The sequence below is a fragment of the Sphingomonas floccifaciens genome (assembly GCF_042681125.1).
Classification (GTDB): domain Bacteria; phylum Pseudomonadota; class Alphaproteobacteria; order Sphingomonadales; family Sphingomonadaceae; genus Sphingomonas; species Sphingomonas floccifaciens.
Genome location: NZ_JBHUFC010000006.1, coordinates 342,683 through 363,862 on the forward strand (window position 1 = coordinate 342,683; position 21,180 = coordinate 363,862).

At 68.0% G+C, this 21,180-nt stretch carries 20 protein-coding genes; 14 read left to right on the forward strand and 6 right to left on the reverse strand.

The genetic code is table 11. The annotated features are described in order from the left end of the window. Positions 1 to 8: 8 nt before the first annotated feature. From ACFSC3_RS15220 to ACFSC3_RS15240, 5 genes are all read left to right on the forward strand, one after another. The gene (locus ACFSC3_RS15220; RefSeq protein ID WP_380941277.1) at positions 9 to 347 is read left to right on the forward strand and encodes a DMT family protein; all 339 of its coding nucleotides are present in this window, start codon (positions 9 to 11) and stop codon (positions 345 to 347) included. Positions 348 to 406: 59 nt separating this feature from the next. Continuing rightward, positions 407 to 1,744 carry a 30S ribosomal protein S12 methylthiotransferase RimO gene (gene rimO / locus ACFSC3_RS15225; protein WP_380941278.1) on the forward strand — a complete coding sequence of 446 codons (1,338 nt, stop codon included), beginning with the start codon at positions 407 to 409 and terminating at the stop codon, positions 1,742 to 1,744. A gap of 380 nt (positions 1,745 to 2,124) precedes the next feature. Continuing rightward, the gene (locus ACFSC3_RS15230; protein WP_380941279.1) at positions 2,125 to 3,063 is read left to right on the forward strand and encodes a hypothetical protein; all 939 of its coding nucleotides are present in this window, start codon (positions 2,125 to 2,127) and stop codon (positions 3,061 to 3,063) included. A gap of 38 nt (positions 3,064 to 3,101) precedes the next feature. Further along, complete coding sequence (locus ACFSC3_RS15235; protein WP_380941280.1) at positions 3,102 to 4,499, forward strand: serine hydrolase domain-containing protein; 1,398 nt, start codon at positions 3,102 to 3,104, stop codon at positions 4,497 to 4,499. Continuing rightward, a complete protein-coding gene (locus ACFSC3_RS15240; RefSeq protein ID WP_380941281.1) occupies positions 4,496 to 5,881 on the forward strand; it encodes a leucyl aminopeptidase family protein in 1,386 nt (461 codons plus the stop codon). The genes ACFSC3_RS15235 and ACFSC3_RS15240 overlap by 4 nt, the downstream gene beginning before the upstream one ends. Before the next feature lie 148 nt (positions 5,882 to 6,029). Here the strand turns inward: ACFSC3_RS15240 and ACFSC3_RS15245 are convergent, their stop codons facing one another. Next, a complete protein-coding gene (locus tag ACFSC3_RS15245; protein WP_380941282.1) occupies positions 6,030 to 6,269 on the reverse strand; it encodes a hypothetical protein in 240 nt (79 codons plus the stop codon). A gap of 9 nt (positions 6,270 to 6,278) precedes the next feature. After that, positions 6,279 to 6,689, reverse strand: a complete 411-nt coding sequence (locus ACFSC3_RS15250; protein WP_380941283.1) for a hypothetical protein — start codon at positions 6,687 to 6,689, stop codon at positions 6,279 to 6,281. 104 nt (positions 6,690 to 6,793) lie between these two features. Between ACFSC3_RS15250 and ACFSC3_RS15255 the strand changes: the two genes are divergently transcribed. From ACFSC3_RS15255 to lexA, 6 genes are all read left to right on the forward strand, one after another. After that, the gene (locus ACFSC3_RS15255; protein ID WP_380941284.1) at positions 6,794 to 7,390 is read left to right on the forward strand and encodes an anthranilate synthase component II; all 597 of its coding nucleotides are present in this window, start codon (positions 6,794 to 6,796) and stop codon (positions 7,388 to 7,390) included. Next, positions 7,387 to 8,382: an anthranilate phosphoribosyltransferase gene (gene trpD / locus ACFSC3_RS15260; protein WP_380941285.1), complete on the forward strand. Its 996-nt coding sequence runs from the start codon at positions 7,387 to 7,389 to the stop codon at positions 8,380 to 8,382. Before ACFSC3_RS15255 ends, trpD begins: the two co-directional genes overlap by 4 nt. After that, positions 8,379 to 9,212 carry an indole-3-glycerol phosphate synthase TrpC gene (trpC, locus tag ACFSC3_RS15265; protein ID WP_380941286.1) on the forward strand — a complete coding sequence of 278 codons (834 nt, stop codon included), beginning with the start codon at positions 8,379 to 8,381 and terminating at the stop codon, positions 9,210 to 9,212. Before trpD ends, trpC begins: the two co-directional genes overlap by 4 nt. Positions 9,213 to 9,291: 79 nt before the next feature. Then, positions 9,292 to 9,768, forward strand: coding sequence for a cyclic pyranopterin monophosphate synthase MoaC (gene moaC / locus ACFSC3_RS15270; RefSeq protein WP_380941287.1), 477 nt, complete (start codon positions 9,292 to 9,294; stop codon positions 9,766 to 9,768). A 4-nt stretch (positions 9,769 to 9,772) separates the two neighbouring features. After that, a complete protein-coding gene (locus ACFSC3_RS15275) occupies positions 9,773 to 10,954 on the forward strand; it encodes a molybdopterin molybdotransferase MoeA (RefSeq protein WP_380941288.1) in 1,182 nt (393 codons plus the stop codon). A 55-nt stretch (positions 10,955 to 11,009) separates the two neighbouring features. Continuing rightward, positions 11,010 to 11,690 (forward strand): transcriptional repressor LexA, encoded by a 681-nt coding sequence (gene lexA / locus ACFSC3_RS15280; protein WP_380941289.1) that lies wholly within the window; start codon positions 11,010 to 11,012, stop codon positions 11,688 to 11,690. Positions 11,691 to 12,206: 516 nt separating this feature from the next. Here the strand turns inward: lexA and ACFSC3_RS15285 are convergent. Further along, positions 12,207 to 14,366 carry a ComEC/Rec2 family competence protein gene (locus ACFSC3_RS15285; protein ID WP_380941481.1) on the reverse strand — a complete coding sequence of 720 codons (2,160 nt, stop codon included), beginning with the start codon at positions 14,364 to 14,366 and terminating at the stop codon, positions 12,207 to 12,209. A 58-nt stretch (positions 14,367 to 14,424) separates the two neighbouring features. Here ACFSC3_RS15285 and gltX point away from each other — a divergent pair, with 58 nt between their 5' ends. Genes gltX through ACFSC3_RS15300 form a run of 3 tightly spaced genes read left to right on the forward strand, consistent with a single transcriptional unit; the run spans position 14,425 to position 17,422 of the window. Beyond that, complete coding sequence (gene gltX / locus ACFSC3_RS15290; protein ID WP_380941290.1) at positions 14,425 to 15,873, forward strand: glutamate--tRNA ligase; 1,449 nt, start codon at positions 14,425 to 14,427, stop codon at positions 15,871 to 15,873. 34 nt (positions 15,874 to 15,907) lie between these two features. Beyond that, entirely contained in the window at positions 15,908 to 17,182 is a 1,275-nt protein-coding gene (locus ACFSC3_RS15295; protein WP_380941291.1) for a citrate synthase, read from the forward strand. A 42-nt stretch (positions 17,183 to 17,224) separates the two neighbouring features. Continuing rightward, positions 17,225 to 17,422, forward strand: a complete 198-nt coding sequence (locus ACFSC3_RS15300; RefSeq protein WP_380941292.1) for a hypothetical protein — start codon at positions 17,225 to 17,227, stop codon at positions 17,420 to 17,422. Here the strand turns inward: ACFSC3_RS15300 and ACFSC3_RS15305 are convergent. The 3 genes from ACFSC3_RS15305 to ACFSC3_RS15315 are packed head-to-tail and all read right to left on the reverse strand — an operon-like array spanning position 17,403 to position 21,089. Then, entirely contained in the window at positions 17,403 to 18,764 is a 1,362-nt protein-coding gene (locus ACFSC3_RS15305; protein WP_380941293.1) for a sensor histidine kinase, read from the reverse strand. The two genes, ACFSC3_RS15300 and ACFSC3_RS15305, sit on opposite strands and share 20 nt — an antisense overlap. Continuing rightward, the gene (locus ACFSC3_RS15310) at positions 18,761 to 19,876 is read right to left on the reverse strand and encodes a hypothetical protein (RefSeq protein ID WP_380941294.1); all 1,116 of its coding nucleotides are present in this window, start codon (positions 19,874 to 19,876) and stop codon (positions 18,761 to 18,763) included. The genes ACFSC3_RS15305 and ACFSC3_RS15310 overlap by 4 nt, the downstream gene beginning before the upstream one ends. Positions 19,877 to 19,913: 37 nt before the next feature. Then, on the reverse strand, positions 19,914 to 21,089 hold the full coding sequence (locus ACFSC3_RS15315; RefSeq protein WP_380941295.1) for a hypothetical protein: 1,176 nt from the start codon (positions 21,087 to 21,089) through the stop codon (positions 19,914 to 19,916). Positions 21,090 to 21,180 lie beyond the last annotated feature (91 nt).

The following is a 21,180-nucleotide window of genomic DNA, read 5'->3' on the forward strand; positions in this document are numbered from 1 at the left end:
AGCCCGCCATGATCGATCGCATCGCTCCGCCGATGATGCTGCTGCTGTCGAACGTCTTCATGACCTTCGCCTGGTACGGTCACCTCAAGCACAAGTCGGCGCCGCTATGGGCCGCGATCCTCGTCAGCTGGGGCATCGCCTTCTTCGAATATTGCCTCGCCGTCCCGGCCAACCGGATGGGCAGCAACGTCTATTCCGCCGCCCAATTGAAGGGCATGCAGGAAGTCATCACCCTGGCGGTCTTCGCCGGTTTCTCGATCCTGTATCTGGGGCAGAAGATCACCGTGAACCACCTGATCGGCTTCGCCTTCATCGCGGTGGGGGCGTTCTTCGTGTTCAGGGCGTAACTGGCGAAAGCGGCGCCCTAGAAAAGCCGCGCATTTTCGCCTATGTGCACGCGCATCCCATGGCTACTGTTCTCCCCTCCCCGCCGCGTGTCGGCATGGTGTCGCTTGGCTGTCCCAAGAACCTGGTCGACAGCGAACGCATCCTGACGCAGCTGCGCGCCGACGGCTATCAGATGTCGCCCGACTATGCCGGGGCCGACGTCGTGCTGGTCAACACCTGCGGCTTTCTCGACTCCGCCAAGGAAGAGAGCCTCGAAGCCATCGGCGAGGCGATCAAGGAGAACGGTCGCGTCATCGTGACGGGGTGCATGGGCAAGGAAGCCGATGTCATCCGGTCGCGCTTCCCGAACGTCCTCGCGATCACCGGCGCGCATGAATATGAGCAGGTGGTCGAGGCCGTCCATGAGGCCGCGCCCGCCGGCATCAGCCCGTACGTCGACCTGATCCCCGACGCCGGGCTGAAGCTGACCCCGCGCCACTACAGCTATCTGAAGATTTCGGAGGGGTGCAACCACCGCTGCGCCTTCTGCATCATCCCGCAACTTCGCGGCGATCTCGTCAGCCGCCGCCCCGACGCGATCCTGCGCGAAGCGGAGAAGCTGGTCGCGGCGGGCACGCGCGAGCTGCTGGTCATCAGCCAGGACACGTCGGCCTATGGCATCGACATTCGCGGCGAAAACCGCACGTGGAAGGGCCGCGAGGTCCGCCCGCACATGACCGACCTGGCCCGCGAACTGGGCCAGATCGCACCGTGGGTGCGGCTCCACTATGTCTACCCCTATCCCCATGTCGATCAGGTCATCCCGCTGATGGCCGAGGGGCTGGTTCTTCCCTATCTCGACATCCCGTTCCAGCACGCCGCGCCGAACGTGCTGCGCGCAATGAAGCGGCCGGCGAACGACGCCAAGGTGCTGTCGCGGATCAAAGGCTGGCGCGAGGTCTGCCCCGACATCACGATCCGATCGACCTTCGTCGTCGGCTTCCCCGGCGAGACGGAGGAGGATTTCCAGTATCTCCTCGACTGGCTGGATGAGGCGCAGTTGGACCGCGTCGGCGCTTTCCGCTTCGAACCCGTCGAGGGCGCAACCGCCAATGCGTTGCCGAACCCGGTGCCGGAAGAAGTGAAGGAAGAGCGCTACGCCCGGATCATGGAGAAGACCGCGGCGATCTCGGCTGCGAAGCTGGCAGCCAAGGTCGGGCGTACGCTGGAGGTCATCGTCGATGCGGTCGACGAGGACGGCGGCGCGACGGCGCGGTCTCAGGCCGATGCGCCGGAGATCGACGGCGAGGTGTTCCTGCGCGATGCCGGGGCATTGGCGGTGGGGAACATCGCTAAGGTGGTGATCGAGGATGCCGACGAGCATGACCTGTACGGGGTGCCGGTCGGGGTGAACTAGGGCCAATCGACATTCAGCCCATACCGGCCTGCAAATGGCGGTCTTGCGTGCTTCCGGTGCTCACGTACCTTGAGTACGCTGCGCTCCGGGTCACGCAAAACCACCATTTTCGGCTCGGTCTGACCTGAATGTCGACCGGCCCTAACACCGTTCGCCCTGAGCTTGTCGAAGGGCCGTTCTTCGTGCCGCAAGGTCATAAGAAAGAAAGAAGAGCGGTGCTTCGACAAGCTCAGCACGAACGGGATGTGTTGAGACAGTTCCCCTGCACCGTCATTCCCGCGAAGGCGGGGATCAATAGTCGCTGAACTGGCTGAGACTCACCGCGTTCAGCCAGAATGAATTCCCGCCTCCGCGGGAATGACGGCCGAGGGTCAAGGGCTGTGTTTCGAACGGCGGGGCGCAAACACTGGCTGGTCGCTGGAACGCTTCCCCTCCTCCTCGGCGCCTACGATCCCGGCCCCATCACCCGCACCCGCCTCGACCCGGTGACCATCCAGACCAACGACTTCGCCCGCCACCGCGCGCCCGCCGAATGGCGCGGCCTGACCGTCGACAGACTCGACTTCGCCGAGGAACGCGCCCGCTGGCGGCTTTATCGTATCGCCGACCCGAAGCGCCCGCGCGGCCCCCTCTGGTTCGTGCCGCACGACGACGAGAACGCCGGCTTCGAGGCCGCCCTCACCGCGCTCCGCAAATATGGCGGCGCGATGATCGCGGTCGACGGCGGTGGGGGGCGGCGCAATCGCAACGTCGTTTTCGGCCGCTCGATCGACCCGAACCGCAACTTCCACGACGGCCTGCCGCGCTATCCGAGCCAGGTGCTGGCGACCGTGAACGAAGGCGCATGGCCGATCATCGCGCTCCACACCAATTCGCCCGGCTATGAAGGCACCAAGTCGCGCTGTCCGCTGGAAGGCGATGCGAGCGGCGAAGGCGTCATCTCCATACGCTTCTGCAACGCGATCCTGACACCGTCCGCATCGAAGCACCGCCGCTGGCCGTTCGACAGCGACGACGTCGTGGCCTTCGCGACCTATCGCGCGACGCAGACCCCATCCGCCGCCTTCTGCCGCGACGCGATGGTCGGCGACGACTGGAATGTCGTGCAGGAGCGCGTGGTCAACTCGGACGGGTCGCTCAGCAACTATGCGGTGCTCCACGACCTCGACTATCTGAACTTCGAGACGCTGGAGACAGGCACCGAACCCGGCGCACTTGCCGAGGCGAGCAAGCGGCTGACGTGGATGATCGACCGTGCCATGACATTGTGCGCGCGGCCCGATCAGCGCCCGCCGCACAGGACGATCCGCTTCCGCTGACGGTTGCGCCCGCCGCCCGACAGTGCTTCACATCGTCAATGCGAAGCCTGTTCCTCGCGGCGCTGCTTGCCGCCGTCCCCACCGCTGTCATCGCGCAGGATCTCACCCCGGCCGAAAGCCAACGGATCGACACTATCGTCACCGAAGCGCTCGCCAAGTCGGGCGTCCCCTCCGCCTCGATCGCGGTCGTGCGCGGCGGGCGGATCGTGCTTGCCAAGGCCTATGGCAAGGCGTCGGAAACGATTCCGGTCGCCACGCCCGCTCTGCCCTATCAGGTCGCCTCCAATTCGAAGCAGTTCACCGCCGCGGCAATCCTGCTGCTGGAGGACGAGGGCAAGCTCAGCCTCGACGACCATGTGTCGAAATACCTGCCCGGCATCTCGGGCGGCGACCAGATCACCATTCGCCAGTTGCTCAGCCACACCTCCGGGCTGCAGGATTACTGGCCGCACGACTACAGCTTCGTCGCCATGTCGAAGCCGGTGCGCCCAAAAGGCATCATCGACCGCTGGGCCAAGAAGCCGCTCGACTTCGCGCCGGGCACCCAGTGGCAATATTCGAACACCGGCTATGTCGTCGCCGGCCAGATCGTCGAGAAGGTCGCGAAGCGGTCGCTGTTCGATTTTCTCAAAAGCCGCATCTTCACGCCGCTCGGCATGACCAGCGTCGTTGATCAGGACAAGGCGATTGGGCCGGCGTACCCGCAGGGTTACAAGCGCTTCGCCCTCGGCCCCGTCCGCCCCGACACCCCCGCCGCGCCGGGCTGGCTCTATGCGGCGGGAGAGCTCTCGATGTCGGCGACCGATCTGGCCAAATGGAACATCGCGCGGATGAACCGCAGCCTGCTGCCCGCCGACGATTGGGCGGTGCAGGAGACGCCGGTGAAGCTGACCGACGGCAAGGACACCGGCTATGGCCTGGGCGTCTCCGTCCGCCAGTTCGCCGGCAAGCCGATGATCGAGCATTCGGGCGAGTCGGTGGGGTTCCTGTCCGAAAACATGGTCTTCCCGGACCAGAAGACGTCGGTGACGGTGCTGACCAACAGCTGGTTCAGCGACGCGTTCGTCCAGATGGCGCAGGGCATCGCCCGCACCGCCCTGCCCGCCCCGGCCGGCGATCCGGCAGATGCGGCCTATCTGACGAAGGCGCAGACGGTGTTCGACCAGCTTGCGAGCGGCGCACTCGACCGCAAGCTGCTGACCGACAATGCCAATTACTACTTCGACACGACCGCGCTTGCCGATTACAAATCGAGCCTGGGGGCGCTCGGCAAGCCGGTCCGGATCGTCCAGACCGGCACGTCGCAGGCCCGTGGCGGCTTCGTCGCGCGTCGCTACCGCGTCGAATATGGCGACCGCGCGCTGTCGATCAGCACCTTCAGCGAACCCGGCGCCGATGGCCGGTTCGAGCAATTTCTAGTGGCCCCGACCCAATGACCGATTTCTCCGCCTTCCTCGCCCCCGATCGCGGCCAGCCGGCGACCGCGCTGCATGTCGTCCACCCCGATCGCTGGACCGACTGGCTCGCCACGCAGCCGCCGCGCGTCCGAACCGCGATCGCGGCGGCGGGCCTGACCGGCAAGCCGGGCAATGCGACCGTCCTGCCCGGTGAGGCGGCCGAGGACTGGGCCGCGCTGCTGGTCTGCAACGAGGCGGAGACATCGCCCTGGCGCATCGCGAGCCGCGGCGCTGCGCTGCCGCCGGGCACCTATCGGCTGGCCGAGGGCGAGCCCGGTGCGGCGATGCTGGGCTGGTGTCTCGCGCAGCACCGCTTCGACCGGTATCGCAAGGACGAGGCCGAGGGCGCCCGCGTCCTGCTGACCGGCGAGCCCGGCCGGATCGAACCGACCGTCCGCATGGCTGCCGCCATCGCCCGCGTCCGCGACTTGGTGAACACCGGCGCGTCGGACCTGGGGCCGGAGGAACTAGAGGACGAGGTCGCCGCTCTCGGCGAAGCGCATGGCGCGACGCTGACCGTGACCAAGGGGCGCGAGCTGGAAACCGGTTATCCGATGATCCACGCCGTCGGCCAGGCCGCCGCGCGCGGACGCGAGCCGCGGCTGATCGAGCTCGAATGGGGCAACCCCGCCCACCCGCGCATCGCCATCGTCGGCAAGGGCGTGGTGTTCGATTCGGGCGGGCTCGACATCAAGCCATCTGCGGGCATGCGGCTGATGAAGAAGGACATGGGCGGCGCGGCGCATGCGCTGGCGCTGGCCGGGCTGGTGATGGCCGAACGGCTGCCCGTGCGTCTCCATCTGCTGATCCCCGCGGTCGAGAATGCCATTTCGGGCAATGCTTTCCGCCCCGGCGACGTGCTCAAGAGCCGCAAGGGGCTGAGCGTCGAAAACACCAACACCGACGCCGAGGGGCGCCTGATCCTGGGCGACGCGCTGTCGAAGGCCGGCGAGGCTGATCCGGTGCTGATCCTCGATTTCGCGACACTGACCGGTGCAGCCCGCGTGGCGCTCGGGCCCGACCTACCGCCGCTGTTCACCGATGACGAGACGCTGGCATCGGACCTGCTGGCGGCGGGCGTGGCGGAGCATGATCCCATGTGGCGGATGCCGTTGTGGGATGCCTATGACGACATGCTGAAGTCCGACATCGCCGACATGGTCAACGCCCCCGATGGCGGCTTCGCGGGTGCGGTTACGGCGGCATTGTTCCTGCGCCGGTTCGTGCCGAAGGGCGTGGCGTGGGCGCATCTCGACGTCTTCGCGTGGCGCCCGACGGCGAAGGCCGGACGGCCGAAGGGCGGTGAGGCCTATGCGCTGCGGGCGGCGTGGAAGGTGCTGAAGGACCGGTTTCCTTCCTAAGCCCTCTCCCGCCTTCGCGGAAGAGGGAGGGGCCCGCCGCCGTCAGGCGGTGGGAGGGTGAGGGTCTTCCTCTACAAAGCGGATCCTCTACGAGACCCCAAGACCCTCGCCCAATCCTCTCCCGCGAAAGCGGGAGAGGGCTTTCAGGTCAAACGACCGCCAGATCACCCAGCTCACGCACCGACACGCCATACACCGCGCAGATATGATCGCGCAGCCGCCGCTTCGCCTCGGCCATATCCGCGAACGCAGCCTCTTCGACCGCTTCGGCCGCGAAGTTCACGGTGAAGCTGTCAGGCACCAGAGCCTCCCAGCTGACCGCATGCACGCCCGCCGCCGCGCGTACCGCCGCGACCAGCGCATGCCCCTCGCGCGTCACATCATCCATGGCGCTCGCTCAATCGTTCGGCGTGACCGGCTGGCCGTTCTTGATCGCGCGCTTCTCGGCGATCCACGCCTCTGCCGCCTTTTGCCCGCAGCCGCTCTGCCCGTTCATCCCGATCGGCGAACAGCTGCCCGGCAGCACGCGGCGATTGTCTTCCATCACCCGCTCCATCCGCACCGATTGCGAGATGCTCTGCACATCCGTCTTGGGCTCGTCCCGCAGCGCCTTGGGGATACGATATTGGTCCTGATCGGGCGGCGCGCAGACGACGACTTCGCTGGCGGTCGATTCCGGACATTTCTCGCCCGGCTGGATCGTGATGCTGCGGATGCGCTGCGGCGGCTGGCTGCCCTGCTCCTGGGCGTAGGCGGCGGCGGGGACGGCGGCGATCGCCACGGCAAGGACAAGACGCATCGACATCATCGTAACTCCACACGGCCGAAAGGGGAGCGGCCAAGTTTCACTTTCAACGCACCGATTGCGGCGAATGTTGCGCCGGCTCAAGGCTGCGCTATGGCGATGGCGCAATGATCCTCGTCATCGACAATTACGACAGCTTCACCTGGAACCTGGTCCATTATCTGATGGAGCTGGGCGCGGAGGTCCGCGTCGAGCGCAATGACGCGCTGACCGCGCGCGAGGCACTGGCGACCGGCGCCAAGGCGATCCTTCTATCCCCCGGCCCCTGCACGCCAAACGAGGCGGGTATCAGCCTGGACATGGTCGCCGCCTGTGCCGACACTGCGACCCCGCTGTTGGGCGTGTGCCTGGGCCATCAGTCGATCGGTCAGCATTTCGGCGGGCGGGTGGTGCGCGGCGGGCTGATGCACGGCAAGACCAGCGCGCTGACCCATGACGGCACCGGGCTGTTCGCGGGGCTCCCCTCGCCCTTCACCGCGACGCGCTATCACAGCCTGATCGTCGAGGACGTGCCGGCCTGCCTGGCGGTCAATGCCACCGCGCCGGATGGTAGCGTCATGGCGTTCCGACATACCGACCTGCCGATCCACAGCGTGCAGTTCCACCCCGAGAGCATCGCGACCGAACATGGCCATGCGATGCTGGCGAATTTCCTGGAGATTGCGGGTATCCTCCCCGCTCGCGGGGAGGCGCTATCCGCATGACCACGCTCAGCCTCCTCCCCGATCCGTCCTCGCCGCTCAGCCACGAAAGCGCCGCCCAGGCCTTCGCCGACATCCTCGACGGCCGCACGTCGGAGGACGCCATCGCCGCCTTCCTGATCGGTCTGACCGAGCGCGGCGAAACCTCGATCGAGATCGCCGAGGCCGCGCGCGCCTTGCGCGAACGCCTGATCCCGATCGACGCGCCCGCCGGCACCATCGACGTCTGCGGCACAGGCGGCGACGGGCACCATACCCTTAACGTCTCGACCGCGGTCAGCCTGGTCGTCGCGGCCTGCGGCGTCCCCGTCGCCAAGCACGGCAACCGGGCCGCCTCGTCCAAGGCCGGCGCCGCTGACACGCTGGAAGCGCTCGGCCTCGACATGGCGCGTGCGGGTGCGATGGCGGAGGCGACGCTCGCCGACCTCGGCATCTGTTTCCTCTTCGCCGGCAACCACCACCCCGCGATGAAGCGCATCCAGCCGATCCGTCAGCGGCTCGGCCGGCGCACGATCTTCAACCTGATGGGGCCGCTCGCCAATCCGGCGCATGTCACCCGTCAGCTGATCGGCATCGCCCGCCCCGACTATGCGCCGATCTATGCCGAGGCGATGGAGAGCCTTGGCGCGGAGGGTGCCGCGGTCGTTTCCGGCGAAGAGGGGCTCGACGAAATCTCCAGCGCGGGGGCGACGGTGGTCCTGCGTGTCGGCGATTGCGACCTGCCCGAGCGGATCGTGCCGGAGGACGCCGGCCTCCCTCGCGGCCCGCTCTCCGCCATCCGGGGCGGCGACCCCGCATATAACGCGCTCGCCCTCCGCCGCCTGCTGACCGGCGAGCACGGCCCCTACCGCGACGCCGTCCTGCTCAACGCCGCCGCCGCGCTGGTCATTGCGCAGGCCGCCCCCGACCTCACCGAAGGCGCCGCGCTCGCCGCCGAAGCGCTCGACGCCGGCCGCGCGAACGCGCTGCTCGATTCCTGGATCGCCTACGCATGACGACGATGCTCGATACCATCCTGGCGACGAAGCGCGACGAGGTGGCGACACGCCGCCGCGCGACATCGCTCGCCGACCTGTCGGCCCTCGCACTGGCCCAGACCCCGCCCCGTGGTTTCCGCCGCGCGCTCGATGCGAAGGCGGCGACCGGCTATGGCCTGATCGCCGAGATCAAGAAGGCGTCGCCGTCCAAGGGTCTGATCCGCGAGGACTTCGATCCCCCGGCGCATGCCCGCGCCTATGAGGCGGGCGGCGCCGCCTGTCTGTCGGTGCTGACCGATGCGCCCTATTTCCTGGGCCACGAAGACTATCTGATCGCCGCCCGCGCCGCCTGCCGCCTGCCGGTGATCCGCAAGGACTTCATGGTCGACCCCTGGCAGGTGATCGAGGCGCGGACGATCGGCGCCGACGCGATCCTGATCATCGTCGCCGCACTCGACGACGGCGCGATGGCAGAGATCGAAGATGCCGCGATCGGCCTGGGCATGGACGTGCTGGTCGAGGTCCACGACGCCGACGAACTCGACCGGGCGCTGGCGCTGAAGTCGCGATTGATCGGGGTGAATAACCGAAATCTCAAGGACTTCACGGTCGATTTTGCGCGCACCTACGAACTCGTCGGCCGCGCGCCGGAGGGCTGCACCTTTGTCGCGGAAAGCGGCCTCACCACCCGCGCCGAGCTCGACGCGATGGCCGAACACGACATCCGCTGCTTCCTGGTCGGCGAGTCCCTTATGCGCCAGGCGGATGTCGAAGCCGCGACGCGCGCACTGCTTTCCCCTCTCCCCGCGGGAGAGGGAGGAGCCCGCGCCGAAGGCGTGGGAGGGTGAGGGTAGCGATGACGCCTACCCCCGCCCTCACCCTTCCGCCGGCTGCGCCGGCTCCCTCCCTCTCCCACGGGGAGAGGGAATGAACGACCTCACCCACCTCGACTCTACCGGCGCCGCGCACATGGTCGACGTCGGCGCGAAGCCCGCGACCCAGCGCCGCGCCGTCGCACGCGGTCGCATCATCATGTCGGCGAAGGCGATCGCGGCCATCCGCGACGGCAGCAACAAGAAGGGCGACGTCCTCGCCACCGCGCGCATCGCCGGCATCATGGCTGCGAAGCGCACGTCGGACCTGATCCCGCTCTGCCACCCGCTCCCGCTGACGAAGGCGTCGATCGACCTCGACCTCGACGACACCGGCATCACCGTCACCGCGACCTGCGCCACCGCCGGCCAGACCGGGGTCGAGATGGAGGCGCTGACCGCCGCCACCGTCGCACTGCTCACGCTCTACGACATGGCGAAGGCGATCGATAAGGGGATGGTCATCGACCACGTCCGGCTGCTGGAAAAGACCGGCGGCAAGTCGGGCGACTGGTTCGCGGCGGACGCCTGACGCCATGCCCCTGCTTCCCGTCGCCGAGGCCCAGGCCCGCGTCCTCGCGCTCGGCACGCCGCTCGCGATCGAGCATGTCGCACTGGCCGAAGCGGCGCATCGCTATGCCGCCGCCGACATCCGTGCGCGCCGCACGCAACCGGCGAGCGATCTGTCGGCGATGGATGGCTATGCGATCCGCCATGCCGATCTCGGCCGCCCGCTACGCCTGATCGGCGAAAGCGCGGCCGGTCGCCCCTTTACCGGCGCGGTCGGCGCAGGCGAGAGCGTACGCATCTTCACCGGCGCGACGATGCCGGCGGGGGCCGACTGCGTGCTGGTGCAGGAGGAAGCCCGCGCGGAGGGCGACATCATTCACCTTTCCGGCGAAGGACCCGCCCACCCCGGCCGGAACGTCCGCCGCCGCGGTCTGGATTTCGCCGACGGTGACGTTCTGATCCCCGCGGGTGCCGCGATCACGCCCGCCAGGCTCGCCGTCGCGGCGATCGGGGGGCACGCGACCCTGCCCGTCCACGCCCGTGTCCGGGTCGCGATCGCCGCGACGGGGGATGAGCTGGTGCCTGCCGGCCAGTCTCTCGATGCCGGGCAACTGCCGGAATCAAACGGCGTCATGCTTGCCGCGATGCTCGCCCCGCTGGGCGTCGACATCCTCGATCTCGGCATCCTGCCCGACCGCGCCGACGCACTTGAGGCGGCGTTCCGTGCCGTCGATGCCGATGTGCTGGTGACGACGGGCGGCGCGTCGGTCGGCGATCACGACCTCGTCCGTCCTGCGCTCGAAGCCGCTGGCGCAACGATCGATTTCTGGCGGATAGCGCTACGTCCCGGCAAGCCGATGATGGCCGGGCGGCTGGGACGGGCGGTCGTCATGGGCCTGCCGGGCAATCCGGTCTCGGCCTTCGTCACCGCCGAACTGTTCGTGAAGCCGCTCGTTCGACACCTCGCCGGCGCGGCCGATCCCTCCCCGCCAACGCTCACCGCAAAACTGGGAGAGGATTTGCCGGCGAACGGCGAGCGCACCGACTATCTGCGCGCCGAACTTCGCGATGGCGCCGCATTCGCCTCGACCATCCAGGACAGCTCGATGCTCCGGACGCTGGCGCGGTCGACCTGCCTGATCGTCCGGCCGCCGCACGCCACCGCCGCCCGATTCGGCGACTCGGCGGAAATCCTGATGATCGCTTGACAGGCCCGGGAACAAACCGCATACGTTCGTCGTCTGTTCCGGGACGGAGGCCCTCATGCTCACCAAGAAGCAGCACGAACTCATCTGCTTCATCAACGATTCCCTGAACGAGAGCGGCGTGTCGCCCTCGTTCGAGGAGATGAAGGAGGCGCTCGACCTCAAGTCGAAGTCGGGCGTGCATCGCCTGATCTCGGCTCTGGAGGAACGCGGCTTCCTGCGCCGCCTGCCGAACCGTGCCCGCGCACTCGAAGTGCTGAAGATGCCGGAGCGGGCCGATGCGAAGGCTGCCAAGCCCGCGCCGCAGCCCTCAACTTCGTCAACATTCGCGGGCAAGACGCCACCCGCGCCGGCGAACGACGTGATCGAAATCCCGCTCCACGGCCGCATCGCCGCGGGCGTTCCGATCGAGGCGATGGAAGGGGCGACGATGCTGCCCGTCCCCGCCGCGCTGCTCGGGTCGGGCGAGCACTACGCGCTGGAAGTGTCGGGCGACTCGATGGTCGAGAAGGGCATTCTCGACGGCGACTATGCGCTGATCCGCCGCACCGAGACCGCGCGCGACGGCGACATCGTCGTCGCGCTGATCGACGAGAACGAGGCGACGCTGAAGACCTTCTACCGCGAAGGCAGCATGGTCCGACTCGACCCGGCCAACCGCTCCTATGATCCGCAGCGCTACAGCGCGCGACAGGTTCGCGTGCAGGGCAAGCTGGCCGGGTTACTGCGTCGCTATTGAGAATAGGCCCTGACCCGTCTCGAAATGGGACGGATCGGGAGCTTCGGTGTGTCGGGCGAGATGGTCGCGCGAAAGCTGGCAACGGCTATCGGCGGCCTTGATTGCAGGAGGCGAGCACTTTGGAGCGTCGCCGTAACCGGGACAGGACCGGCCCTAACCGCTGCCGGGCTGGTGGGAGGCGTGGCCAAAGACTCCACTTGGCCGGCGGCCGCTTGGAGTTTTGAATGGTTTGAGGCCAATCAACTAAGGTGAAGCACAACCGGGCTCCGGCGGAGGCCGAAGCGTCGGCGGGCGGCGGCGCTTGGGCTGCCGCGGTGCCGGTCTTCGCCGAAAGGCAGGATGGGTCGATCTGGCTGGAAAACATTCCAATGACTCAATCCTTCTCCGTTCGTGCTGAGCGAAGTCGAAGCACCTGAGTCTCCTGCCCCCTATGACCTTGCCCAAGACATGCGGCGTCCTCGCTCAGGGCGAGCGGATCGGGTGGAGGTCCGACGGGCCTACCCGACCGATTGGAGATCAGCGCACCGTTTTTCCGTGCGGGCCGGGCCTAGGCTGGTCGTTTTCACGCCCCCTCGGCGGCATTACGGCGGGCGGACGAACCCAGGGATGCGATCCATGATCATCGGCCACCCGACGCACCAGCAGTGGCGCAAAGCTCACCGCGACGCCGCCTGACGTGCGCAAAGTCACACCGTCCAGTTTGAGCCATCTCGGCCGGCACGTCCGCGGCAGGCGTCGTTCGCTGACTACGACATCGGCCCGCCTGCAGGCCGCCGTGAGGTCTGCGATATCCAGGTGATAACTACTGCGCGTCGCCAGCACCCGCCACGTTCGCCCACCTCGCGTGATCCGTGCCAGGCAGAGATCGGCATTGCACCGCGCCTGCCGCATGTCGTCGATCGCCGGAAGTTCGCCATCCGCGCCGCCGCCTTCTGCCAGAAGATCGCGGACATAATCTCCGGCCCGTTCTCGCAAGACCGCCAACTGCGCGTCATCCATCCGAACCGCCAGATGCCGCCCGTCGCCGGTCACGATCAGATCGGGCGCGGGGGTTGCCAAAGCCCACCCCGCCCCCGCCAAAACGGGCGCCACGCCGACCCAGCGCACCGGCGTCCGCCACAACAACACCCAGATCCCGCCGCCGACCATCAAACCAAAGGCACCGCGGGGCATCATCGGCAACGCCGCGACCGCGCCGGGCGCGTCCGCTGTGGTGCGGGCGATCCAGAGCAGCAGCGCCAAAGCCTTGCCACACAGCCACCAGAAAGGCGCGCCGAAACCGACCGCGTCGAGGCTCAACGCCAGCGCCTCGAGTGGCATGATGACGAACGTCGTCAGCGGGATCGCAACGATATTGGCGAGCGCGCCGTACAGTCCCGCCTTGTGGAAGTGGAACAGAGCGATCGGCATCAACACCGCCTCGACCGCCAGCCCCGTCAGCAGCAATGATGCAAGGCTGCGGAGTGCGCGTCGTCCCCAATCTTCGTCCCGCGACGCGAAGAAGGCCCGCACGCGCTGATGCTCGTGCAGTGCGACGATCGCGGTGACGGCGGCGAAGGATAGCTGGAAACTGGCACCGACCAGCGCCTCGGGCCACAGCAGCAGCACCAAGAGCGCGCCGACCGCAACGAGGCGCAGGGTGATCGCCTCCCGCCCCAGCATTACAGCGGCCAGCACCAGTAGCGCGGCGATGCACGAGCGCAGCGTCGGTACCTCCGCGCCGGTCAGCCAGGTATAGCCGATCGCCGCCACCGCACCGGCCCCGGCTGCGACCAGCGGCAGGCGGAGGTTCAGCGCAAGCCACGGGCTGAGCGCCAGCAACCGCAGCACGACCACCATCGTGGCCGCGACGACCGCCGTAATGTGCAACCCACTGACCGACAGCAGATGCGCCAAGCCTGATCGTCTCATCGCCTCGGCATCGGTTTCCGGGATCGCGCCCTGGTCCCCCGTCGCAAGCGACGCCGCTACCGCCCCCTCGGAACCGGGCAATCTCGAACGGACGTGCTGCGACAGCCGCTGACGAAGGTCGCTCCCCGCCGCTTCGCCCGGCGTGACGATCGTCACCGGCGCAAAGCCGCGGCCGGTCGCACCGATCCGCGCGAACCACGCGACACGTGCGAAGTCATGCGCTCCCGGTACGGCCGCCCCGGCCGGCGGCATCAACCGCGCGCGCAACGCGATCCGGGCGCCACGCGTCAGTCCCGCCGGCATATCGCCATCGGCCAGATTGACCCGCACCCGCGGGGGCAGACCCGATGCCGCCTCGGTAGCAAGCGTCAGTCGCGTCAAATCCCGCGCCGGCAATGGCTCGATCCGCTCGACCACACCGCTGAAGGCCACAACCGCCGGCCGCGCCAGGACCGGAGCAGCGACCCGCTCGGCCCGCCACCAGACCAGAGCGCATCCGAGCGCCGCCGTCAGACCGCCGACCAGCAGCACGCGCCCCGCGCGTGTCCCGCCCGCCAGGACCAGCCCCGCCGCCGCGACGCCGCCGCTCGCGAGCATCCATCCGATCCAGTCCGCCCGGTCCGGCAGCACGAACCACGCCGCGATCCCGGCGCCGAGCGCGACCGGCAACCACAGGACCAGCGCATCCCGCTCCGCCTCCAGCCAGCGCTCAAGCACGCCCGCCCGCCAGTCGGGCAAGCGGATTTGAAGCCCGGTGAGGGCCATGCTAGGGCGCGGCGCGGCTGGACTGGCCATTAGTCCTCGATCCTGGGAGCAGCGGCGCGTGAGCGCAACCACCGAAACCGGCGCGGCCAATCGCGCCCCCACCCCCGCCACGAACCCTGCGGTCGTGACCCGCTTCGCGCCGTCACCGACCGGCTATCTGCATATCGGCAACGCCCGCACCGGCATGTTCGCCTGGCTCTACGCGCGGCATTACGGCGGCAAGGCGCTGTTGCGGATCGAGGACACGGACAAGGCGCGCTCGACCAGCGAAGCGATCGACGTCATCTTCGACGGACTGAACTGGCTCGGCCTCGATTGGGACGAGGAACCCGTTTTCCAGTCGACACGCGCCGGCCGTCATGCCGAAGTTGTCGAGGAATTGATTGCCCGCGGCGGCGCCTATCGCTGCTACATGACGCAGGACGAACTCGCCGCCGCGCGTGCCGCGGCGGAGGCCGAGCGCCGCCCCTTCCGCCTGAACTCGCCGTGGCGCGACGCCGATCCCGCTACCGCGCCGGAGGGGCAGCCCTTTGTCGTCCGCGTGAAGGCCGAGCGCGAGGGCGAGACGGTCATCGAAGACCTGGTGCAGGGTCGCGTCACCGTCGCCAACGCCGAACTCGACGACATGGTCCTGCTTCGGTCGGACGGCACGCCGACCTATATGCTCGCGGTCGTCGTCGACGATCACGACATGGGGGTCACCCATGTCATCCGCGGCGACGATCATCTCAACAACGCCTTCCGCCAGCTCAGCATCATCCGCGCGATGGGCTGGGCGGAGCCGGTCTATGCCCATATCCCGCTGATCCACGGTGGCGATGGCGGCAAATTGTCGAAGCGGCACGGCGCACTGGGCGTCGACCAGTATCGCGATCAACTCGGCATCCTGCCCGAGGCGCTGTTCAACTATCTCCTGCGTCTGGGCTGGGGCCACGGCGACGACGAGATCATCAGCCGCGAACAGGCGATCGAATGGTTCGATCTCGATGGCGTCGGAAAATCACCAGCACGGTTCGATACGAAGAAGCTGGAGAACCTGAACGGCCATTACATCCGCTCGGCCGACGATAGCCGGCTAGCCGATCTGGTCGCGCCCCATCTCGGTTTCGAACCGACGGTAGAGCGGCGTGACCTGCTGCGACGCAGCATGGCGTCGCTGAAGCCGCGCGCCGCCAACATCCTCGAACTTGCCGATGGCGCGGCGTTTCTCTTTCGCACCCGCCCACTGGAAATGGATGCTGCTGCGGCAGCTTTGCTGGAGGGGGACGCTCCCGCGTTGCTAGCCCGATTGCACGCCGCGCTTGACGCGGTCGATGACTGGGATACGGAAGCGCTCGAAACGGCGGTCCGCGAGGTCGCCGAGGCCGCGGGCGTCAAGCTCGGTGCCGTCGCGCAGCCGCTGCGCGCCGCACTCGTCGGTCGCAAGACCTCGCCCGGAATTTTCGACGTGCTCGAACTCCTCGGGCGTGACGAGAGTTTGGGACGGATTGCCGACCAAATGGCCTGATGCGGGCCGCATAAGAACAATGAGGAGCTGAGCAGTGACCGACACCACCCTGAAGATCGGCGACGGCGACTATCCGGTGCTGTCGGGCACCGTCGGTCCGGACGTGATCGACATCCGCAAGCTCTATGCGAAGTCGGGGATGTTCACCTACGACCCCGGTTTCACCAGCACGGCATCGTGCGAATCGGCGCTGACCTATATCGACGGCGATGAGGGCGTGCTGCTTCACCGCGGCTATCCGATCGGCGAACTGGCTGAGCATTCGTCGTTCATGGAGGTCAGCTATCTGCTGCTGAACGGCGAGCTGCCGAGCCAGGACGAGCTGTCGAAGTTCGAATATACGATCAGCCGCCACACGATGCTGCATGAGCAGCTGTCGACCTTCTACCGTGGCTTCCGTCGCGATGCGCACCCGATGGCGGTGATGTGCGGCGTGGTCGGTGCGCTCAGCGCCTTCTATCACGACTCGACCGACATCTCCGATCCGCACCAGCGGATGATCGCGTCGCACCGCCTGATCGCCAAGATGCCGACGATCGCGGCAATGGCGTACAAGTACAGCGTCGGCCAGCCGTTCCTCTATCCGAAGAACGACCTGAGCTACGCCGGCAACTTCCTGCGCATGACCTTCGGCGTTCCGGCCGAGGAATATGAGGTCAATCCGGCGGTCGAGCGGGCAATGGACCGCATCTTCATCCTCCATGCCGACCACGAGCAGAACGCCTCGACCTCGACCGTGCGTCTCGCCGGGTCGTCGGGCGCCAATCCGTTCGCCTGCATCGCGGCGGGCATCGCCTGCCTGTGGGGTCCGGCACATGGCGGCGCGAACGAAGCCGCGCTCAACATGCTGCGCGAGATCGGCACGCCGGACAAGATTCCGGAATATATCGCGCGCGCCAAGGACAAGAGCGATCCGTTCCGCCTGATGGGCTTTGGCCACCGCGTGTACAAGAACTACGACCCGCGCGCGACGGTGATGCAGAAGACGGTGCGCGAAGTCTTCGAAGCGCTGAACGTGTCGGACCCGCTGTTCGAAACCGCGCTGCGTCTGGAAGAGATCGCGCTGAACGACGAATATTTCATCGAGAAGAAGCTGTTCCCGAACGTCGACTTCTATTCGGGCGTGATCCTGTCGGCGATCGGCTTCCCGACGACGATGTTCACCGTGCTCTTTGCCCTCGCCCGCACCGTCGGCTGGGTTGCGCAGTGGAACGAGATGATCTCGGACCCCGAGCAGAAGATTGGCCGTCCGCGCCAGCTTTATACCGGTCCGACCGAGCGGTCCTACGTTCCGATCGGTCAGCGCTAAGTGCGATGGCTGACAGCATCGGGTCGAGTGATATTCGGCCTGATGCTGACAATCGGCGGAGCCCTCAAGATCGCGTTCGGCAGCCTGTTCCTGCTTCAGGGCGCAGGTGTCGTACGCTGGCCGGCGTCGAGCTTCATGATCGGGAACAGCGTCTGGATCGCCGGCGGTCTTGTGATCGTGATCGTCGGCGCCGCCGAACTGATCGTGGCGCGACGCTGGCTCACCCCAAAGGCAAGGTGAACACGAACCGCGCGCCTGCGCCCGGTGCGCTGTCGACGGTGATATCGCCGCCCATCGCGCGAGCCAGCCGCCGCGATATGTAGAGGCCGAGGCCGCTGCCGCCAGCCTCGCTCGTATCGACGCGGCCGAACTTCTCGAAAATCATCGCCTGGTCGGTGTCGGCGATGCCCTTGCCCTGGTCGGCGACGATCACACAGGCGTGGGTGTCGTCCTGCGTCACCCGCACCCACACGCTGCCGCCGCGCGGCGAATAGCGCACCGCATTGCCGATCAGGTTCACCAGGACCTGCACCGCGCGCCGGAAATCCCCGGTCGCCGGAGCGGATTCGTCGAACGCCGGCCGGTCGATCCGTACCGAGCGCTCCGCCGCGCGTACCGACAACAGCCCCGCGGCCCGGCGCGCGGCATCGGCCAGGTCGAGCGGTTCAGCAGCGACTGTAAAGTCGTGGCGTTCGACGGCTTCCAGATCGACCAGATCGTCGACCAGGCCGAGCAGGTGACGTCCCGCGCTGGCGATGTCGTTGGCATAGCCCGAATATCGTTCGGCGATCGGCCCGTCGACGCCGGCGCTCATGCCGCTGGCGCTCGATATAATCCGTTCGAGAGGGCGCCGGAGCGATCGATCGAGCTGCTCGCCGAAGCCGGCTGCCATGATTGGCGCAGGCTCGGCGCCCTCGGTCGTGGCCGGCGCCGGCGCGCCGAGCATGGCGACTCCGCCCGTGAACCCGGCGAAGCGCCCGCGCGCGTCGATCTGCGGCTCCGCCGACAGGAGCACCCGCCGACCGGTACCGCGCAATTCCGCCTCCTGCGCGTCGAAGCGCATCTGCGCCGCGACCGCGCCGAGGATCGGGAAGCTGCCGTCGTCATCCTCTGCCAGCGCGAAGAGCCGGACGAGCGGCTGGCCGAGGATCGCACCGGCGTCGAAGCCGTAGCGCGCACCGGCATCGGGCGTGACGTGCGTGAGGCGGAGCGTAGCGTCGCTTTCCCACTGCCAGTCGGCCTCGACCGTCTGGAAGGAGGCGCGTTCGTTCGCCGGCCGCCACGCCGGTCGCGCCTGCCAGCCGCCGACCGTCAGCGTCACACCGCTGGCATCGGGCTCGACACGAATGCTGAGGTCGAGGTCATCGTCACCGTCCGCCACCACGACCGTGCGCGCGATAGCGATGCCAAGACGCCGCGAGAGCCGGACCAGCGCCGCGATTTCGGGAAGTGCGACGTCGCCACCGACCGCCCCGCCCGCCTGGGCGACGAGATCGAGAAAGCGCGGATCGGCATGGACCAGGCGTCCATCCGCGTCGCACCGCGCGACGATCGGGTGCAACAGGGGATCGACCGCGTTCACGCGTCGTCCCTCGCCGCATCGAGAGCCATCAGGGCCGCACGGAAGTCGCGATGCAATGTCAGCGGAGCAACTGCCAGACGCGCGGTTGCCGGATCGATACTGGCCGCCAGGTCAAGCGCATCGGCGAATGCTTCGGCATCGCGCCGCGCATCGGCCTCACACAAATGGAAGCCGAGGCGGGCAATCACTTCGCGCGGCACGTCCAGCGCGCGAAGAACAAGCCACAACCGGTCACCGGCAGGATCGATCAACAGTTCGCGGCCCAGCTCATAGTCCGTTCCCAGCGCATGGGCCAGGAAGGCGGCGAGAATGGTCAACCGGCGATCACGCAACACTTCGTCGATCAGCGCGAGGAGCTCGGCCGCCTGCGGGTCGACCGCCGCCGCCAGCCGCATCGCCGCCATTTCGACCCGATCGTCGTCGTCATGCGCGGCGATACTGCGCTTGGCCGCTTCACCGAGCGCGCGGTCGAGCGCGGCGGGATCGGCAATCCGGTCGCCGACGCGGTTACGCAGCGCCGCCGCGACCCACCAGACCAAGCGGGCATGGAGTGCGGACGGCAGGCCTGTCCCGGACAGGGCCCGGCCTTCGCCGAGACTGCGGCGATGGCTCTCGCCGATCATCGCCGCCGATGCCGCCGTCGCGACGACCCGGTCGGAGCTTTGGGTGAGACGCGCCAGCAGGCTGGGCGCGTCGCCCTCCGCGCCGGCATCCGCGGGCAGACCTTCGGTCAGCAGCTCCAGCCGGACGCGCGCCAGGCATTCTCCGGCGAAATCGGGATCGCCGAGCAATCCGGCCGCAGCCAGTCGGTCGACGACCGGTGCCGTCGTGCGGGTGATCGCCTCGGCTGCGGCTGTGGCGCCACGCGCCGTCAGCAGGCGGGCGGCATATTCGCTCAATTCGCCCTCTACGACGCCAACGATACCGGAAACCAGCGCCGAAAAGGCTGCGCGTGTGCGGTCGTCGAGTCGCGCTTCAGGCGCGCGAAACGCATCGGCGATCGACGCCGATTCCGCGCGGCGCGAACGCGAATCGGCGCGAGCGGCACGAGCCATCAAGGCCCGCGCCTCAGCGCTCAGCGCGGCCTGGGTGGTGGCGGAAGCGTCCGTCATAGAGTCCCGAACTAACGGAGCCGTCGTTAAGGGCGCCCTAAGGCTTTTCACGGATCGCCTCAATTGCTGCGCCGATCGATGCCAGTGCGTATAGGGCGGAAAGCCCAAGGCCGACGACTGGGTGCCCGACGATCGCTGCGGGCAGCAGGATCAGCGGATGCGCCGCCGGCGTCGCCCACCACCGGCGACGCGGGACCGGTGTCCGTTCCAGCAGCACGGCGCAGGCGATCGTCGCCATTGCGAGCACCAGGCCCGTGCCGCCGCCCGATATCCGCGTCACTACTACCCCGGTCAGCACGACCGCGATCGCCGAGATCACCTGGATCACCCGCTCCTGCGCACGCGCCAGCCGATCCTCGCCCCGCAGCCAGCTGAGCATCGAGCCGGTCGACAGTGCCGCGATCCCGACCAGCGACGTCGCCAGACCCGCAGCGGGCATCAGCATCGCCAGCAGGATGATCGAGGCGAAACCGAACGCCCCTCCCGCCACGGTCGCCGCCCAGGCCGGCACGCCGCGCGCGACGAGGTGCGGCAGCGTCCAGCCAGTGATGGGGGTAAAGATAAAGCGGTCAGTCCACGCGGTACGCCGGTCACCCAGCGCCGCCAGCACCGACTTCGACCGCCGGAGCAGCGCTGCGGCATTGCGCTCGACCCCATGCCGCGTCCGCCCCGTCGCCGGCGGCAACAACAGCTGCACCGCCCGCGCGGCCACCGCCTGGCGGAGCAAAGTCGACTGGAAATCATAGTCCACCGGCAGCGACGCGACATCGGCCAGCCGAGCCGCCGGCACGCGGGCGAGACCGGCCCAGCTATGGGCATTGTCGACCCGCTCGATCCCGACGCTGCCGTCCCCGTCGCGCGTGACGAGCAACGCCTCGTGGGTTTCGGACGCAATCCATTCGATGACCGCATCGGTGGTCACCAGCGCATCGGCGACGACGATGACCTGCGCCAGCGGATGCACCTTGGCCGCCGCCTCCTCGGCCGATCGTACGACGTCGACCGTCACCCCGCGCGAGGCGATGCGGCTCGTCGCGCCGAGCAGCGCCGGCGTGACGCGCGACACCGCAACCAGCAGATGCCCGACGCCGACCGCCGCCAGCAGCCGCGCCTGATATTCGATCAGCGTCGCGCCACCGAACGGCAGCGTCGCCGCCAACGCATCGGGGCGATCCTCCGCATCCTCGGTCGCAAAAACGAGGCCGACTAGCATGAAGCCGCCCCCGCCGTGCTCCCGCGCAGGCGGGAGCCTAGAGCCACCAGCAATATGCGACGGGTAAGAGTAACCCTGGGCTCCCGCCTGC

Bases quoted from the DNA above. Each gene is read 5' to 3' on its own strand.
- ACFSC3_RS15310 (WP_380941294.1), bottom strand. From the start codon at position 19,876: ATGACGGACGCTTCCGCCACCACCCAGGCCGCGCTGAGCGCTGAGGCG.
- ACFSC3_RS15220 (WP_380941277.1), top strand. From the start codon at position 9: ATGATCGATCGCATCGCTCCGCCGATGATGCTGCTGCTGTCGAACGTC.
- ACFSC3_RS15235 (WP_380941280.1), top strand. From the start codon at position 3,102: ATGCGAAGCCTGTTCCTCGCGGCGCTGCTTGCCGCCGTCCCCACCGCT.
- ACFSC3_RS15275 (WP_380941288.1), top strand. From the start codon at position 9,773: ATGCCCCTGCTTCCCGTCGCCGAGGCCCAGGCCCGCGTCCTCGCGCTC.
- ACFSC3_RS15285 (WP_380941481.1), bottom strand. From the start codon at position 14,366: ATGGCCCTCACCGGGCTTCAAATCCGCTTGCCCGACTGGCGGGCGGGC.
- ACFSC3_RS15250 (WP_380941283.1), bottom strand. From the start codon at position 6,689: ATGATGTCGATGCGTCTTGTCCTTGCCGTGGCGATCGCCGCCGTCCCC.
- ACFSC3_RS15245 (WP_380941282.1), bottom strand. From the start codon at position 6,269: ATGGATGATGTGACGCGCGAGGGGCATGCGCTGGTCGCGGCGGTACGC.
- moaC (WP_380941287.1), top strand. From the start codon at position 9,292: ATGAACGACCTCACCCACCTCGACTCTACCGGCGCCGCGCACATGGTC.
- ACFSC3_RS15315 (WP_380941295.1), bottom strand. From the start codon at position 21,089: ATGCTAGTCGGCCTCGTTTTTGCGACCGAGGATGCGGAGGATCGCCCC.
- lexA (WP_380941289.1), top strand. From the start codon at position 11,010: ATGCTCACCAAGAAGCAGCACGAACTCATCTGCTTCATCAACGATTCC.
- ACFSC3_RS15240 (WP_380941281.1), top strand. From the start codon at position 4,496: ATGACCGATTTCTCCGCCTTCCTCGCCCCCGATCGCGGCCAGCCGGCG.
- ACFSC3_RS15255 (WP_380941284.1), top strand. From the start codon at position 6,794: ATGATCCTCGTCATCGACAATTACGACAGCTTCACCTGGAACCTGGTC.
- rimO (WP_380941278.1), top strand. From the start codon at position 407: ATGGCTACTGTTCTCCCCTCCCCGCCGCGTGTCGGCATGGTGTCGCTT.
- ACFSC3_RS15300 (WP_380941292.1), top strand. From the start codon at position 17,225: ATGCTGACAATCGGCGGAGCCCTCAAGATCGCGTTCGGCAGCCTGTTC.
- trpC (WP_380941286.1), top strand. From the start codon at position 8,379: ATGACGACGATGCTCGATACCATCCTGGCGACGAAGCGCGACGAGGTG.
- trpD (WP_380941285.1), top strand. From the start codon at position 7,387: ATGACCACGCTCAGCCTCCTCCCCGATCCGTCCTCGCCGCTCAGCCAC.